Annotated in this window: 16 protein-coding genes; 7 read left to right on the top strand and 9 right to left on the bottom strand. The window is 38.3% G+C overall.

Features of this window, described 5'->3' with window-relative positions:
• Positions 1-28: 28 nt before the first annotated feature.
• The 9 genes from ACFINR_RS00395 to rpsF form a co-directional block, all read right to left on the bottom strand.
• Complete coding sequence (locus ACFINR_RS00395; protein WP_375640134.1) at positions 29-778, bottom strand: SDR family NAD(P)-dependent oxidoreductase; 750 nt, start codon at positions 776-778, stop codon at positions 29-31.
• 2 nt (positions 779-780) lie between these two features.
• Positions 781-2,274, bottom strand: a complete 1,494-nt coding sequence (gene purF / locus ACFINR_RS00390) for an amidophosphoribosyltransferase (RefSeq protein WP_375631714.1) — start codon at positions 2,272-2,274, stop codon at positions 781-783.
• An 82-nt stretch (positions 2,275-2,356) separates the two neighbouring features.
• Positions 2,357-2,932: a CvpA family protein gene (locus ACFINR_RS00385; RefSeq protein ID WP_375629260.1), complete on the bottom strand. Its 576-nt coding sequence runs from the start codon at positions 2,930-2,932 to the stop codon at positions 2,357-2,359.
• Positions 2,933-3,074: 142 nt separating this feature from the next.
• A complete protein-coding gene (radA, locus tag ACFINR_RS00380; protein ID WP_375612937.1) occupies positions 3,075-4,451 on the bottom strand; it encodes a DNA repair protein RadA in 1,377 nt (458 codons plus the stop codon).
• 6 nt (positions 4,452-4,457) lie between these two features.
• Positions 4,458-5,948 (bottom strand): replicative DNA helicase, encoded by a 1,491-nt coding sequence (locus tag ACFINR_RS00375; RefSeq protein WP_375610161.1) that lies wholly within the window; start codon positions 5,946-5,948, stop codon positions 4,458-4,460.
• A gap of 594 nt (positions 5,949-6,542) precedes the next feature.
• Entirely contained in the window at positions 6,543-7,139 is a 597-nt protein-coding gene (gene rplI, locus ACFINR_RS00370) for a 50S ribosomal protein L9 (RefSeq protein ID WP_273791080.1), read from the bottom strand.
• Positions 7,140-7,164: 25 nt separating this feature from the next.
• On the bottom strand, positions 7,165-8,145 hold the full coding sequence (locus ACFINR_RS00365) for a hypothetical protein (RefSeq protein ID WP_375631716.1): 981 nt from the start codon (positions 8,143-8,145) through the stop codon (positions 7,165-7,167).
• 149 nt (positions 8,146-8,294) lie between these two features.
• On the bottom strand, positions 8,295-8,543 hold the full coding sequence (gene rpsR / locus ACFINR_RS00360) for a 30S ribosomal protein S18 (protein ID WP_012754957.1): 249 nt from the start codon (positions 8,541-8,543) through the stop codon (positions 8,295-8,297).
• Positions 8,543-8,950, bottom strand: coding sequence for a 30S ribosomal protein S6 (rpsF, locus tag ACFINR_RS00355; RefSeq protein WP_375612935.1), 408 nt, complete (start codon positions 8,948-8,950; stop codon positions 8,543-8,545). The genes rpsR and rpsF overlap by 1 nt, the downstream gene beginning before the upstream one ends.
• Before the next feature lie 335 nt (positions 8,951-9,285).
• Between rpsF and ACFINR_RS00350 the strand changes: the two genes are divergently transcribed.
• The 7 genes from ACFINR_RS00350 (at position 9,286) to gmk (ending at position 15,695) form a co-directional block, all read left to right on the top strand.
• Positions 9,286-9,873, top strand: a complete 588-nt coding sequence (locus tag ACFINR_RS00350) for an undecaprenyl-diphosphatase (RefSeq protein WP_375631718.1) — start codon at positions 9,286-9,288, stop codon at positions 9,871-9,873.
• Positions 9,874-9,950: 77 nt separating this feature from the next.
• A complete protein-coding gene (gene fabD / locus ACFINR_RS00345) occupies positions 9,951-10,895 on the top strand; it encodes an ACP S-malonyltransferase (protein ID WP_375612933.1) in 945 nt (314 codons plus the stop codon).
• An 18-nt stretch (positions 10,896-10,913) separates the two neighbouring features.
• Positions 10,914-11,651, top strand: coding sequence for a 3-oxoacyl-[acyl-carrier-protein] reductase (gene fabG / locus ACFINR_RS00340; RefSeq protein WP_375652284.1), 738 nt, complete (start codon positions 10,914-10,916; stop codon positions 11,649-11,651).
• Positions 11,652-11,911: 260 nt separating this feature from the next.
• Positions 11,912-12,148, top strand: a complete 237-nt coding sequence (locus ACFINR_RS00335) for an acyl carrier protein (protein WP_375652283.1) — start codon at positions 11,912-11,914, stop codon at positions 12,146-12,148.
• Between the two features lie 101 nt (positions 12,149-12,249).
• Complete coding sequence (fabF, locus tag ACFINR_RS00330; protein WP_375652282.1) at positions 12,250-13,512, top strand: beta-ketoacyl-ACP synthase II; 1,263 nt, start codon at positions 12,250-12,252, stop codon at positions 13,510-13,512.
• Between the two features lie 96 nt (positions 13,513-13,608).
• Entirely contained in the window at positions 13,609-14,718 is a 1,110-nt protein-coding gene (gene mltG, locus ACFINR_RS00325; RefSeq protein ID WP_375652281.1) for an endolytic transglycosylase MltG, read from the top strand.
• A 299-nt stretch (positions 14,719-15,017) separates the two neighbouring features.
• Positions 15,018-15,695 carry a guanylate kinase gene (gene gmk / locus ACFINR_RS00320; RefSeq protein WP_375652280.1) on the top strand — a complete coding sequence of 226 codons (678 nt, stop codon included), beginning with the start codon at positions 15,018-15,020 and terminating at the stop codon, positions 15,693-15,695.
• The last annotated feature ends 11 nt before the right edge of the window (positions 15,696-15,706 follow it).

Genomic DNA, 15,706 nt, shown 5'->3' with positions numbered 1-15,706 from the left:
GTCAAACGATTTACTTCTCATATGATGATCAATCAGGTACATGATAATCTACAAACCGATTTTTATGGACATTAAAGAGTTTTCCAGTTTCCTTTAAATCAGGTGATAACAAATGGACTATCTTTTTTGCAACCTCTTGTGGTGAAGGAAGAGTTTGTGGATCTTCACTGGGCATAGCTTCAGCGCGCATGGCAGTGCGTGTGGCACCAGGGTTGACACAATTAATCTTAATAGGGGTTTGTTTGAGTTCTTCTGCCCAACAGCGGGCAATCACCTCTAAAGCCGCTTTAGAGGCTGCATAAGCTCCCCAGAAAGGGCGCGCAGCATGCGCAACGCTTGAGGATAACAGGATGGCTCGTCCAGCATCAGATTCACGTAATAAAGGCTCAACGGCTTTCATTAAGCGCCATTGGCTGAAAAGATTTATTTGAAAAACATCTTCAAATACCGTGTTTTCTATATGCGCTATTGGTGAGAGTGTTCCAAGAATTCCTGCGTTTGCAACGATAATATCAAGTTTTTTCCAGCGTTTGGCAATTGAGATAGCAAGGGTATCGATGTTTTCCATATGATGCAAGTCAAGGGGAACAAGGGTTGCATGAGCTCCTTTTTCTCGGATTTGATTATCTAATTCAGTAAGTCCACTGACTGTTCGTGCAAGAGCAATAATATGAGCGCCGCGTGCAGCAAGCTCGAGTGCCAAATAATAGCCAATCCCTCTTGATGCGCCAGTAACAAGTGCAACACGCCCATGGAGACTAAAGTCACGTTTTGTCATCATTAATCTCTTGTTTTAAGAACAGATGATTGATGAATTTTGGAGAGATTTTCTTGATCAACCAGATGCGTAGGATAATATCCAGTAAAATAATGGTCAGTAAATTGTGGATCGGCGTTATTCCGTTTTTCCCCTGCTACAGCAAGATATAATCCATCCGTTGAAAGAAATTCTAATGAATCCGCTCCAATAAAATCACACATAGATTTTAAATCTGGATATTGATTTGCTAAAAGGTTTTCAGCTTTAGGTGTATCAATACCATAAAAGTCAGGATAAAAAATCATAGGGCTAGAAATGCGCATATGAACTTCTTTTGCTCCTGCATCGCGAAGCATTCGTACAATTTTAAGGGATGTTGTTCCACGCACAATAGAGTCATCAACCAGAATAACACGTTTTCCTTCAATCACAGGACGGTTTGCCGAATGTTTTAACTTGACGCCAAAAGCGCGAATTTGTTGTGTTGGTTCGATAAAAGTGCGGCCAACATAGTGATTACGAATAATACCAAGCTCGAAGGGAATTCCAATTTCTTGTGCATAGCCAATTGCGGCAGGTGTTCCTCCGTCAGGAACAGGAACTACAACATCACCCTTACAGGGGGCTTCTTGTGCTAAACGAATTCCCATATTTTTACGTGTTGTATAAACACTACGCCCTCCAACGATTGAGTCCGGGCGGGCAAAATAAACATATTCAAATAAACAAAGCTTTTCTGGTGTCTCATTTTCTGGTTTTATAATTTTTTTCGTAATTTCCCCATTTTTTTGTATTTCACATATGATGATTTCTCCATTTTTAACATCACGGACATATTTTGCTCCAATAATATCAAGAGCACAAGTTTCAGAACAAAAGATAGGCTTACCATCAAGTTCCCCCATCACGAGAGGTCTAATTCCTGTTGGATCGCGTGCCGCAATAAGCTTTGTACGTGTGAGCGCTAACATAGCATACCCACCTTCTACTTGCCGAATCGCATCAACAAAACGATCAGAGGACGATTCATAACGTGAGCGGGCGATAAGATGGAGAAAAACTTCTGAATCTGACGTTGATTGACAGATAGCACCAGAAGCGATGAGTTCACGGCGTAATGTGAGACCATTGGTAAGATTACCATTATGCGCAATAGCAATACCTCCAACTTTCAATTCAGCAAAAAGGGGTTGAACATTGCGTAATGCCACTTCTCCAGTTGTTGAATAACGGGTATGTCCAATAGCACGATTTCCTGGTAAGCGGGCAAGTGTTGCAGGGTTTGTATAGTGATCGCCAACAAGACCTAAATGCTTTTCTTGATGAAATATTTTATTATGGTAAGAAACAATCCCAGCTGCTTCTTGCCCACGATGCTGAAGTGCGTGGAGTCCAAGAGCTGTTAATGTTGCAGCATCTTCATGCCCAAGAATACCAAAAACTCCACATTCTTCATGAAGGGTATCATCATCTAATGAAAATTCTTGACAGAAAACATCGCTTTTTATCATCATATTCTTTCAGTTGTGATATGGAGGAATCATTAATATCACATTTTACATCATTTAGTTCTCTTTCCTCATGAAAAACTATTCTCTATTTTTTGAAAATTATCTTTTCATGAGAGTGTTGCTCATACGTATGTTTATTGCTGTCTTTAAACAAATTTTCCGTCTTTTCGAGAACAGATCCAATATCTTTGGGGAGTATTTCCCAAACTTTTTGTCCCAATGAATCTAAAATAGGCCTTGTTTTTGCATTTTTTAACCAATTCGCTTGAAGCTCGGGTTTAATCAGTGCATTAAGCAGCAACATACCGATGACCATGATAAGTAAACCACGAAGTGCTCCAAAAATAAAACCAATAGCACGGTCAAGGATACCAATTCGACTATCAATAATAAAATCAGAGATCTTCATTGTAATAATTGAAGTAATAATGAGAACAATAATAAAAATTGTGACCAATGTTGTGATCAATGCAATCATTTTATTAGAGAGATATTGTTCAAAGAAAGGTAAGACAGGTTTGAATAAAAACAGTGTCGTAACAGCTGCAACTGCCCAAGAAATCAACGATAACACTTCACGTGAAAATCCTCGAAGCATAGCAAGAAAAGCGGACAACAGGATGATTACTACGACAATTCCATCAAGGATTGTTATGATCATTTGTTTGTTCCTTATACATAAAGTTGTGTTCTTTTAAGTCTGTGTGCAAATATATTTTTTGTTATGCCATTTTTTGTTCTTATAGCAAGGATCTTTTGTATTTTATAGAGTTTTTTCTATATTATCATATCTGTGGTGCAGATCATTTTTTACTTACGGTAAGAGTAGCAACGAGTTCGGGAAGGTCGGAGAAAGTTTTTTGTTGAAAGTTGAGCGACTTCATCATTTCGGTTGTTGTTGTGGGGTGAAAGGCTCCTTGAAAGCCGAGTTTTTTTGCTTCATTGATGCGCTGTGCTGAATGTGCAACAGCGCGGGTAGCTCCTGAAAGACTGACTTCACCAAAATATACATAATCCGTTGGCAATGCGATATTGGCAAGAGAAGATACCAAAGCAGCGGCTACAGCTAAATCAGCAGCAGGTTCTGATATGCGATATCCACCTGCCACGTTCAGATAGACATCATGCTGTCCAAAACGAATGCCACAATGAGCTTCTAAAACGGCAAGAATCATAGAAAGGCGATTTCCATCCCATCCGACAACCGCACGTCTTGGTGTCCCAAGGGAAGAAGGAGCAACAAGCGCTTGAATTTCTACGAGTATCGGGCGTGTCCCTTCCATTCCTGCAAAAACAGCAGCGCCTGGTGCTTTTTCATTACGTTCCCCTAAAAATAATTCAGATGGATTTATCACTTCGCGTAATCCTTTATCAGACATTTCAAAGACACCAATTTCATCTGTTGGTCCGAAGCGATTTTTTACAGTTCTAAGAATGCGATAATGATGTCCTCCTTCACCCTCAAAATAGAGAACGCCATCAACCATATGTTCAACGACTCGAGGACCAGCAATTTGTCCATCTTTTGTAACATGCCCAACAAGAACAACGGCGGCTCCTGTTTTCTTGGCAAAGCGGATCATTGCCTGAGCACCGATACGTACTTGTGTGACAGTGCCAGGTGCTGAATCTGCTGTATCTGACCATAGGGTTTGAATCGAATCGATAATCACCATATCAAGGTTTTTATGTTCGCTTAAGGTTGCCAGGATATCTTCAACATTGGTTTCAGCAGCAAGTTTCACTTCTGTATTGTTAGCTTCAAGCCTTTGTGCGCGCAGACAAATTTGCGCAATAGCCTCTTCACCTGAAACATAGATGACATTATATCCTTTACGTGATAAAGCAGCGGCTGTTTGTGTCAGCAATGTTGATTTACCAATACCCGGATCACCTCCAACAAGGAGTGCTGATCCACGGACAAAGCCCCCACCGGTAACACGATCAAGTTCAGCAATACCAGAATGAATACGTGGAGCATCTTCGATATTTCCAGAAAGAGATGTGAGTGTGACAATGCGTCCTTTACGAGCATTTTGCTTAGGACCACTTCCTATGCCGCTATTTATAGTTTCTTCGATAAGGGAATTCCATTCCCCACAAGCGCTACATTTTCCTGCCCAACGGGAATGGATGGTTCCGCAATTTTGACAGATAAATTGAATACGATTACGCGCCATGTCGATTTAACCAATTTGCTCTGGAAGGTAATTGCTATCGGCCAGATCACTAAAGCGTGTGAAATCAGATTGAAAGGCAAGGGGCACGATTCCTGTCGGCCCATGGCGCTGTTTTGCAATAATAACGTCAGCTTTTCCAAAAGCTTTATCCATTATTTCTTGCCATTTCGTATGTTCCAAGCTACCTAGTTTTGGTTCTTCATTTTTGAGATAATATTCTTCGCGATAGACAAACAGAACGATATCGGCATCTTGCTCAATTGAACCAGATTCACGTAAATCTGAGAGCTGTGGACGTTTATCTGTTCTATTTTCTACTTGACGAGAAAGTTGAGAGAGAGCGATAATAGGAATATTCAATTCTTTTGCTAATGCTTTTAATCCTGTGGTAATTTCTGTGATCTCTTGAACACGATTTTCTGATGAACGCTTTGAACTGCTTGTCATGAGTTGGATATAGTCAATAAACAAGATATCTAAACCATGTTGCCGCTTGAGACGCCGCGCACGAGCAGCTAATTGCGTAATTGATATTCCCCCAGTTTGATCAATATAAAGTGGTGCCTTTTGTAGTTGGTTCACCGCACGAATAATTTTTGAAAATTGTTCATCTGAAATATTGCCACGCCGAATATCAGAAGAAGAGACTTCTGTTTGTTCAGAAATAATACGGGTTGCAAGCTGTTCGGATGACATCTCAAGTGAGAAGAATCCCACAATGCCGCCTTCATTTTCTTGGATATTGGCATTACGATTATAAGCATTAGCAATATTAAAGGCAATATTGGTAGCCAGTGAGGTTTTACCCATACCAGGGCGGCCCGCAAGGATAATTAAGTCAGATGCTTGTAATCCTCCCATTTTTTCATCAAGTGTTTTAATATGGGTGGCTATCCCTGATAATTGTGAAGAGCGCTTTTTCGCAGCACTTGCCATATCGATAGCTTTTTTAATAGCCTCATTAAAATTTTCAAATCCACCTCCATATTTCCCTTTTTCTGCTAGCTCAAATAACTGATTTTCAACAGTTTCAATTTGTTGGGTAGGCGTGAGTTCTACAGGAGCATCAAAGGCTGTATTGACGACTTGAGTTCCAAGGTTAATCAAAGACCGGCGGATAAAAAGATCGTAAATGACGCGTCCATAATCTTCAGCGTTAATAATAGTGACTGCCTCTGTGGCTAAGCGAACAACATATTGGTATACAGTAATATCTCCAATTTTTTCTTCCATTTGGATATAGGGCTTGATTGTAACTGGATCTACACGTTTTCCTATTTTAATAAGGTGAGATAAAACATGATAAATTTTTTGATGCAATGGTTCAAAAAAATGTTCTGGTTTTAAAAAATCTGAAACGCGGTCAAGAGAATCATTGTTGATAAAGATGGCACCAAGCAATGCCTGTTCAGCTTCAATATTATGCGGAAGTTGCCGAAAAGAAGGAGAATCCTCTTTCTTTGAAGAGCTGACATTAACAACGTTAGTTTCTTCCATAATATTTTTCCACTAAAATTCTAAGTCTAGCTACTTTAGGCGATAAATTGAAAATCGTATAATTAAAAGAATAGAGCGACAAATCTTCATTTTAAGTTAAAATTATATAATTTTTTAAAACTCTCTTTTCGTTCCTCATTTATCATTTGTGTATTATTTATATAACATCTATCTATTTTATTTTATAATATGTGATTTTAAAGTGGAAGTTTTACTACTCTAAATTTAAGTATTTTTAAGTTACTTAACCTTAAAATTCCAATATCTGTGTAAGTAGAATTATTTTTTTATAACTGAAATTATTTCAGATCATGTGAGGATATAATCAACTTAACGCTCATACAAACTTTAGCCTTAAGGGTAGAACTTTAAATTATTTTTGCTTTATATGCTGGAAAACAAAAGACATTTCCTCTTAGTGATATTATTATTCTCGGCATGTAATGCCTTTAAATAGTATATTTCTAATTCTTTCATAAAAATTAGGTTCTTTATGTACGATAGCCATAAAATACTCACTTTTAAAGTGTGAGTATTTTATGATCGATATTTAAAATGGAATAAAAAATATAAAACAGAAAGAAAAAATAGAAATTAAGCTTCTTGATGAGAACTGTTTATATCGTTGTCATTAATTTCTTCTGCCAATAATTCTTCCTGACTTTCTTCTAATAATTCTTCTTGAATATTATATATTTCTTTAGCCGAAGTGAGAGTTTCACCTTCTGCTTGGCGTTGTGCTTCACTGGTAGAACGCGCAACATTAATAATCACAGAAATTTGAACCTCTGGATGTAAACTAAGAGTGATAGTGTGAAGACCGATCATTTTTATTGGATGATTAAGTTCGATTTGATTTCTCCCAATAGAAAAGCCTTCATCTGTTATAATTTCAGCAATATCACGTGTTGACACAGAACCATAAAGTTGTCCTGTTTCACCAGCAGAACGAACAACAATGAATGATTGTCCATCAAGTTTTTCAGCAATTTTTTGCGCTTCGCTTTTGCGTTCAAGATTACGTGCTTCAAGTTGTGCACGTTGTACCTCAAAATGTTTTTTATTAGCTTCATTTGCGCGTAAAGCTTTACCTTGAGGCAAGAGAAAATTACGCGCATAACCATCTTTAACTGAGACAATATCACCCATCTGACCAAGACGAGGAATGCGCTCAAGTAAAATAATATCCATAGTTTTTCCTTTCGAACAAATAAATTTAGTGGAGTTTTTTGCGTGATTGAAAATTGTATTGAATAGCAGCCCAAATTCCCATCAAAAGCATCATGAAAACAATAGGTGGAGTAAAAACGACTGTAAAAATAGCAATATAAACAAGAGAAAGTATAATAATCCGACCGTTTACCCCTTTTGTAATATTGTGAAGATATGCTAGACCGCTAATTAATATGATGACAGTGTATGCAGTACTAAAGGCAAGGGTACTCAAGTTAAGAGAAGCGCTCAACTCAATCATCGATGCTATGCAAACAATAATAAAAATAATAATTCCAGAAATTGGAAGGCGGAGAGTTTGGCTCCAATCATCACGGGGTCTTTTCAGCCATTTCATATGTTGTGCTGCTATCATGGAAAAGTAAAGGTTACCAATGAGAAAAACCAAACTATAAATAGTCAAAGAAAAAGCAGTAAAAGTTGCTGTATGCGTCATTAAAAGCTCATTAAAAGCGCGTATATCGGCTTCTTTTATTGACTGTGTTTGTTGCAGAGTTTGTGCTATGTTTTCGGTGATTTTTTTTGCAACGATGGGTGTGGAAGGACGTGTTTGAACATAAAGCCCAATGAAAGTTGCTATAAGAGCGATAAAATTAGTTAAATGAAAAATAACCGATGATAATGGATACCATATCAGTTCGTTTTCTTTTTGCGCTGGTCGTGCAAGCCCAAGAAGCCAAGAAGCATAGACAGCAGGAAGGAAAAATAAGAACATAAAGCCAAGAGCAATATAGGTATTAGTGGTTATGCTAAGAACAACAGTGGCACTTATGAGGGCGATGAGACTGGCTAATGTTCCTTGACCGAACGCAACAATAAAAATTGGCAATGAAAGAAAGCAGCCAAGAAGAAGAGAAAAAAAGGGCGCGATATTTGCAACACTGATGATTGCCAGTCCTATCACAACAGCAAATAATCCTGCCAAAATACCGGTTAATATCTCATAAGTACGATTTTTTTTCATTTATTGCTGTCCTGCTTTCTGCAGTTAGAGGCGTGTCAATACCCCAACTTTGACATTTAATAGCTTAACATAGGATACAACAAGCTATTTTTTAACCATATAAGAAAAGCAACTGGAGAAACTCTCCAGTTGCATAGCGTATTGATTGCTTACTTTATAACGTACGGAAGTAAGCCTAAAAAGCGAGCACGTTTGATAGCATTAGCTAATTCACGCTGTTTTTTCTGACTAACAGCAGTAATCCGTGAAGGAACAATTTTCCCACGTTCGGAAATATAACGTTGTAACAACTTGATGTCTTTATAATCAATTTTGGGAGCATTGGTCCCTGAAAAAGGACATGTTTTACGACGACGATGAAAGGGGCGACGTGCAGAGTTTTGATTAGTATCAGTCATCATTCTACCCCTTCTATAGTATTTTCACGTTGACGACGTGGAAAACGGGGACGCTCTTCATCATGTCCAATGTGACTATTGCGATCAAGGTGTGAGAGCATAGCAGATTTTTCTTTTTCGTGTTTTTCTACGCGAATGGTCATATAACGCAAAATATCCTCATTGATGCGCATCTGACGCTCCACTTCAGCAATTGCTGAAGCTGGTGCATCAATATTGACTAAGACATAATAAGCTTTACGGTTTTTACGAATACGGTAAGCAAGAGGACGAAGTCCCCAATTTTCTATACGCCCAACTTTTCCACCATGCGCTTCAATGACACCTTTGTAGAGACTCAAAAGTTCATCAACTTGCTGCGGTGCAATGTCTTGTCGGGCAAGGAACATATGTTCATAAAGAGCCATTGTTTTGCCTTTCTTCAATTAAATTTCACCGGTTTTAGCGCAAAGCCTCTGCGACTTGTCTTTTTTGGAAATCCAAAGAAGAAAGGACGCGTTTACAATTCGAGACATCTCAGAGCGGAGATACGGGAGGCCGGAAACATTATATTTCCTACTGATATTTTACAGCCCTCCGTTCAACCTCCAGCTAAAGTGCCGGCAACGAATATTTCATATCTACAGGTTATCTTTTAAAATAGCAAGTTTATGCACATAAAAAAATTGATTTGTTAAATCTTGATATATTTCCTTCTTCTACAAAAAGATAATACTGTAATATAAAGGCAAAGGAGGGAAAAATGGACTTTTTAAACCAGATTGATGTTACACTCTTTGAAATGTTTGTCGGCAATCATCAAGCTTGGTCGATTGTAGTTTTGTTTAGTATTTTTTGTGCAAAGTTTTTAATTTATATTATTCCTCTCCATCTTTGTGCGTTGTGGTTTTGTGGTGGGGAGAGGGAACGGTGTGTTGTGCTAAGCATTTGCATGAGTATTTGTGCATCTCTTTTCATAGGTTATCTCATTTCTCTTTTTTATTTTCATCCTCGCCCATTCGTGGTAGGGCTGACGACACCGCTTATTCAACATCGTGCAACAGCTTCTTTTCCTAGTAATCATGCCTTGACCATTGCATCTTATGCAGCTAACTTTTATTTTTACCGATACAAAGTTACTTTTAAATTTGCCACCGTATTTTTGTGTTTGATCTGTTGGGCGCGCATCTTTGTGGGTGTACATTATCCCTTTGATATTTTAGCAGGGGCAATTTTAGGAAGTCTCATAAGTTTGGGTGTTATTCAGTTTATAGCACCTTATTTTCCTAAGTTTTTATATCAAATTCCGCCTTTAAAATATAATTTTAAGTGTGGTATTCGTTTTAAATAAAGGGCTTTATCTTGATTTGTGCGGATGAATAAGGTCAAAAGAAAATAATTTAATTGTACAGTTTTAGGAGTTGATAAATGGGTGCAGCTTTTATTTTTCCAGGGCAGGGGAGTCAACTTGTTGGTATGGGGAAAGCGCTTGCAGAGCAATTTATTGTCGCACGGATGGTTTTCGAGGAAGTTGATGATGCTTTGGGTGAGAAATTATCAAAGATCATTTTTGAAGGACCAGCAGATGTTTTAACGTTAACAGCAAATGCACAACCGGCATTAATGGCTGTATCTATGGCTGTCATTCGTGTGATGAAACAATTAGGGCTTCGTATAGAAGAAAAGGTAAGGTTTGTTGCTGGTCATTCTTTAGGCGAATATTCGGCTCTTTGTGCTGCTGGTACATTTACTCTCACAGATACGGCAAGACTTTTGCGTATTCGTGGCAATGCTATGCAGGCTGCTGTCGCGGTTGGTGAAGGTTCTATGGCTGCATTAATTGGTTTAGAAGAGCACATTGTGGAAGAAATTTGTGAAACTGTTTCTGGAGAAGGACTATGTCAGATTGCTAATGATAATGGTGGTGGGCAAATTGTTATTTCCGGTAAAGCAAAAGCAGTTGAGGCAGCGGTAGAGATTGCATCAACAAAAGGTGCAAAACGTGCACTTCTTCTTCCTGTTTCTGCACCTTTTCATTCATCTTTAATGCAACCTGCTGCTGATGCCATGAAGAAAGCACTTTTGACTGTTAACAAAATGTCCCCTATTGTTCCTTTGATTGCCAATGTTTCTGTTGCACCTGAGAGCAATCCAGAGCGTATTACTACTCTTCTTGTCCAACAAGTGACTGGGAGGGTGCGATGGCGTGAAACAATAGAATGGATCGCTGCTAATGGAGTTGATACGCTTTTTGAAGTTGGTTCTGGAAAAGTATTAACAGGTTTAACGCGTCGTATTAACAAAGATATAAAGGGGGTAACCATTGGAACAGTTGATGAAATAGAATCAGCGCTAGGTATGCTCGGCGTTTAATCTATAAGGAGTTTAAAAATGTTTAGATTAACAGGACGTAAAGCTCTTGTAACGGGGGCTTCGGGAGAAATTGGTGAGGCAATTGCACGCTGCTTTCATGCACAAGGAGCTATTGTTGGACTTCATGGAACACGTGAAGAAAAGCTCAGAGAAGTGGCGGCAGAATTAGGGCAGAATGTTTTTGTATTTCCCGCTAATCTTTCTGAACGCCAATCGATTAAACAATTGGCTGAAGTTGCAGAGAGAAAAATGGATGGCGTCGATATTTTGGTTAACAATGCGGGAATCACTAGGGATGGTCTTTTTGTGCGTATGCAAGATAAAGACTGGGATGATGTTTTAGAAGTTAACCTAACAGCTGCTTCTCTTTTGACGCGTGAATTAATACATTCTATGATGCGCCGCCGGTATGGAAGGATTATTAACATTACATCTGTTGTTGGTGTTGTGGGAAACCCTGGACAAACGAATTATTGTGCTGCAAAAGCAGGCTTGATAGGTTTTTCTAAAGCATTGGCACAAGAAATTGCTTCGCGAAACATCACTGTCAATTGTATTGCTCCAGGATTTATTAAATCCGCAATGACAGACAAGCTTAATGAAAAGCAAAAAGAAGCCATTATGGCTGCGATTCCGATGAAACGTATGGGAAGTGGGCAAGAAATAGCCGCTGCTGCTGTTTATTTAGCAAGCGATGAAGCAGCCTATACGACAGGTCAAACACTCCATATCAATGGTGGAATGGCAATGATTTGAGTATTTATTTTATTCCACATTGATTTATGAGTTGTATTATTTTAGATAGTAACGATTGAAATGGATAGATGCATCTATTTCTTTAATATGGTCGTTGATCAATTGATGTCGGAATGTCAGATTGGTTCATTTTGTAGGGGATATCCACAGGATGTTTTAAATCATTACTAAAATCTTTTAAAGTAATGCATCTATTGCTTGATTAGATGAACCGATATAGTTAACCAAATTATAGGAAATATAAATTCGAGGATTTCAACATGAGTGATACAGTAGAGCGCGTTAAGAAAATTATCGTGGAACATCTTGGGGTTAATGCTGATAAAGTTGTAGAAAATGCAAGCTTTATCGATGATCTAGGGGCTGATAGCCTTGATACGGTTGAACTCGTTATGGCTTTTGAAGAAGAGTTTGGGGTAGAAATTCCAGATGAAGCTGCTGAAACGATTTTCACAGTTGGCGATGCAGTCAAGTTCATTGATAAAGCTTCTGTGTGATTACTAAAGGGCAAAGGCATAAATTGCTTTTGCCTATATTCTTCGGAGCTCTTTTGAAAAGAGAGCTTTGAGAGGTGAAGTTTAGTTCAAGGTTAGAAGTTATGAGACGTGTTGTTGTTACTGGTTTAGGATTGGTATCTCCATTAGCTGGTAATATTGAATATAGTTGGAAGCGACTTCTTGAAGGAAGAAGTGGTGTCCGACGTATCACAGAGTTTGATGTGTCAGATTTGCCATGCCAGATTGCTGCGCGTATCCCCTTAGGGGATGGAACAGAGGGGACTTATAATGCTGATTTGTATATGGAACCTAAAGAGCAACGTAAAGTTGATGCATTTATTGTTTATGCAATGGCTGCTGCTAACCAAGCGCTTGCAGATGCCGAATGGTTTCCTAAGAGTGATGAAGATCAGATTTGTACAGGCGTGTTAATTGGTTCGGGAATTGGGGGAGTTGAGGGTATTGTTGAAGCTGGTTATACGCTTCGTGATAAGGGCCCACGTCGTGTTTCTCCTTTTTTTATTCCAGGTCGTTTGATTAATCTTGCTTCTGGTTATGTGTCTATTCAATATGGTTTACGGGGGCCTAATCATTCTGTTGTAACGGCTTGTTCAACAGGGGCGCATGCAATTGGTGATGCGGCACGTTTGATTATGTTTGGTGATGCAGATGTCATGGTGGCAGGGGGGACTGAATCTCCGATAAATCGGATATCTCTTGCAGGTTTTGCAGCTTGTAGAGCTCTTTCTACTTGTCGCAATGATGATCCTGAACGGGCGTCACGTCCTTATGATACTGATCGTGATGGTTTTGTGATGGGGGAAGGAGCAGCTGTTGTTGTTTTAGAAGAGCTGGAACATGCCAAAAAACGAGGAGCGCGTATTTATGCTGAGGTTATTGGCTATGGTTTATCTGGTGACGCTTACCACATTACAGCGCCTTCAGAAAGTGGTGAAGGGGCTCAGCGTAGTATGATAGCTGCTCTTAAGCGTGCACAAGTGAATATAAGTGAACTTGATTATATTAATGCTCATGGTACATCTACGATGGCTGATTCCATAGAGCTAGCGGCTGTTGAGCGTGTTTTAGGGAGTTATGCACCACAAGTTTCTATGTCATCAACGAAATCATCTATCGGGCATTTACTTGGTGCAGCCGGTGCTGCTGAGGCTATTTTTTCTATTTTAGCTATACGGGATAATATAGCCCCAGCGACACTTAATCTTGACAATCCATCGATTGAAACAAAAATCGATCTTGTACCACACAAACCGCGTGAACGAAAGATTGATACGATTCTTTCTAATTCTTTTGGATTTGGTGGGACAAATGCATCGTTGGTGATGCGACGTTTTAGGGGATAATAAGTATTTTTATTTAATTTTTGCTTTTGAGTTTTCTACTTTATTATAAGGTGAATAAGAAATTATAATATTATCCTTAATCGCTATTGAGGGGTTATGTCCGATGTGAAAAATGGAAAATCATTAAAGGACGTAAGTGATTCCTCTTCGAATCATTTAGCAGATAGTTATGACATGTTAATACATAAAAAACGAAAGAAATCATCTATCGTCCGTAATCCGTTGGTCATTCTCGGTCATTTTTTTCTTATGCTGATTGTGATTATTCTTTTTGCCATAAGTATTCCTCTTTATATTGGAAAAAGTATTTTTGAAGAAAAGGGAAAAATTGAGGAAGAACAAATTGTTCTTATCCATCCTGGTACCGGAATTCGTGAAATTGCTTCATTGCTAGAAAAACGCGGTTTCATTCGATCATCAGATATTTTTGTTTATGGGGTTGGTTATCACCAAAAAACAACGCATCTGAAGGCTGGTGAATATTTAATTCCGGCTCATGCTTCGATGCAGGATATTATGGATATTCTTGTGAAAGGAAAATCTATAGAGTATACATTTACAGTACCTGAAGGTTTAACGGTTCAGCAAGTTTTCGATCGATTAGCTGCGAATGAAATTTTGATTGGAGACCTTCCAAAAATTTTGCCTCCAGAAGGTTATTTAATGACGGATACTGTTCGTTTTATTCGGGGAACAACGCGTAAAGAGATTGTAAACAGGTTGCGTGAAGGACAGACAAAATTAATTCATGCTATATGGGATACGCGTTCACCTGATTTACCCATTAAATCAATTGATGAATTTGTTATATTAGCCTCAATTGTTGAGAAAGAAACGGGAATTGCAGCAGAAAGACCAATGGTTGCTGCGGTATTTTATAACCGCCTTACAAAGCATATGCGTCTTCAATCAGATCCAACAGTAATTTATGGTCTCTTCGGAGGAAAAGGAAAACCATCCGGTCGTGCAATTTATCGTTCAGATCTTGAGAAGGAAACACCATATAATACTTATAAAATTAATGGTTTGCCCCCAACGGCTATTGCAAATCCAGGTCGAGATTCTTTAAAAGCGGTGGCACATCCACCAAGCAGTGATGCACTTTATTTTGTTGCTGATGGTTCAGGAGGGCATGTTTTTTCTCGAACTTTAGAGGAACATAATATGAATGTTCGCAAGTGGCGAGAATTAAAGGCAAAACATTGAATTTATAGTGATAACACATCTTTTTGCATCGTAAATGAGAATCCCAAATATAGTAAAATTTTTCTATTTAAACTTTTTATGAGAATGATAAAAAATCATTTTCTTGTCTGTCACAAGTGGGGTTGGCGTATGGATAAAAATATTTAAGAAAGAAGTGAATATACTGCTAATACCTTATCTCAAAAAAGAGCAGAATAACATTGAGAATTGCTAAGAAAACACATTGATTAGGAGAGAGGTTGAGATAATGTATAATTCAAATTTTGGAGAAACATTTATGAACAAAGTAGAGTGATGTAATGACAGTCTTTGAAAGTAAATTGAGTACTATAAAAATGAATCAACGCCGCGGTTTTTTATTTATTCTCTCTTCGCCTTCAGGTGCTGGTAAATCAACAATTTCTCGATTACTTCTAAAAGAGGGACAATTAGAGCTTTCCGTAAGTATGACTACAAGGAAAAGGCGTCCTAGTGAAGTAGATGGGCTGCATTATTACTTTATTTCAAAAGAAGAGTTTGAATATAAGCGTGATAGGGATGAATTTATTGAGTGGGCAGAAGTTCACGGAAATTATTATGGCACTTTACGTGAAACTGTTGAAAGCGCATTGAATGCTGGCCAAGATATGTTATTTGATATTGATTATCAAGGTACCGAGCAGCTGCAAAAAAAGATGCTAGGAGACACTGTATCTGTTTTTATTCTTCCACCATCAATGAAAGAGCTTGTTTCGCGTTTACATCGTCGAGCAGAAGATAGTCAAGATACTGTCAATTTGCGATTGGAAAATGCACGAACGGAGTTAAAGCATTGGCTTTCTTATGATTATGTTGTGATTAACGAAGATTTAGATCAGTCTTTATCTTTTATTAAATCAATTTATTTAGCTGAAACCGTAAAACGTGAGCGTTGTTCTTATCTTGGCTCTTTTGTTGATGGGCTTATTGCTGAAAAAATCGATAAATGTTGTGATTAAAAAAGGTTTTA

The organism is Bartonella sp. AP19HLJMH, assembly GCF_042196245.1.
GTDB lineage: Bacteria > Pseudomonadota > Alphaproteobacteria > Rhizobiales > Rhizobiaceae > Bartonella.
The sequence above is the reverse complement of the archived record's forward strand: the minus strand, read 5'-3'. Positions and strand labels throughout refer to the sequence as shown.

Bases quoted from the DNA above. Each gene is read 5' to 3' on its own strand.
- ACFINR_RS00335 (WP_375652283.1), top strand. From the start codon at position 11,912: ATGAGTGATACAGTAGAGCGCGTTAAGAAAATTATCGTGGAACATCTT.
- radA (WP_375612937.1), bottom strand. From the start codon at position 4,451: ATGGCGCGTAATCGTATTCAATTTATCTGTCAAAATTGCGGAACCATC.
- ACFINR_RS00385 (WP_375629260.1), bottom strand. From the start codon at position 2,932: ATGATCATAACAATCCTTGATGGAATTGTCGTAGTAATCATCCTGTTG.
- fabF (WP_375652282.1), top strand. From the start codon at position 12,250: ATGAGACGTGTTGTTGTTACTGGTTTAGGATTGGTATCTCCATTAGCT.
- gmk (WP_375652280.1), top strand. From the start codon at position 15,018: ATGACAGTCTTTGAAAGTAAATTGAGTACTATAAAAATGAATCAACGC.
- ACFINR_RS00375 (WP_375610161.1), bottom strand. From the start codon at position 5,948: ATGGAAGAAACTAACGTTGTTAATGTCAGCTCTTCAAAGAAAGAGGAT.
- rpsR (WP_012754957.1), bottom strand. From the start codon at position 8,543: ATGACTGATACTAATCAAAACTCTGCACGTCGCCCCTTTCATCGTCGT.
- fabD (WP_375612933.1), top strand. From the start codon at position 9,951: ATGGGTGCAGCTTTTATTTTTCCAGGGCAGGGGAGTCAACTTGTTGGT.
- rpsF (WP_375612935.1), bottom strand. From the start codon at position 8,950: ATGGCTCTTTATGAACATATGTTCCTTGCCCGACAAGACATTGCACCG.
- fabG (WP_375652284.1), top strand. From the start codon at position 10,914: ATGTTTAGATTAACAGGACGTAAAGCTCTTGTAACGGGGGCTTCGGGA.
- ACFINR_RS00350 (WP_375631718.1), top strand. From the start codon at position 9,286: ATGGACTTTTTAAACCAGATTGATGTTACACTCTTTGAAATGTTTGTC.
- mltG (WP_375652281.1), top strand. From the start codon at position 13,609: ATGTCCGATGTGAAAAATGGAAAATCATTAAAGGACGTAAGTGATTCC.
- ACFINR_RS00365 (WP_375631716.1), bottom strand. From the start codon at position 8,145: ATGAAAAAAAATCGTACTTATGAGATATTAACCGGTATTTTGGCAGGA.
- rplI (WP_273791080.1), bottom strand. From the start codon at position 7,139: ATGGATATTATTTTACTTGAGCGCATTCCTCGTCTTGGTCAGATGGGT.
- purF (WP_375631714.1), bottom strand. From the start codon at position 2,274: ATGATGATAAAAAGCGATGTTTTCTGTCAAGAATTTTCATTAGATGAT.
- ACFINR_RS00395 (WP_375640134.1), bottom strand. From the start codon at position 778: ATGACAAAACGTGACTTTAGTCTCCATGGGCGTGTTGCACTTGTTACT.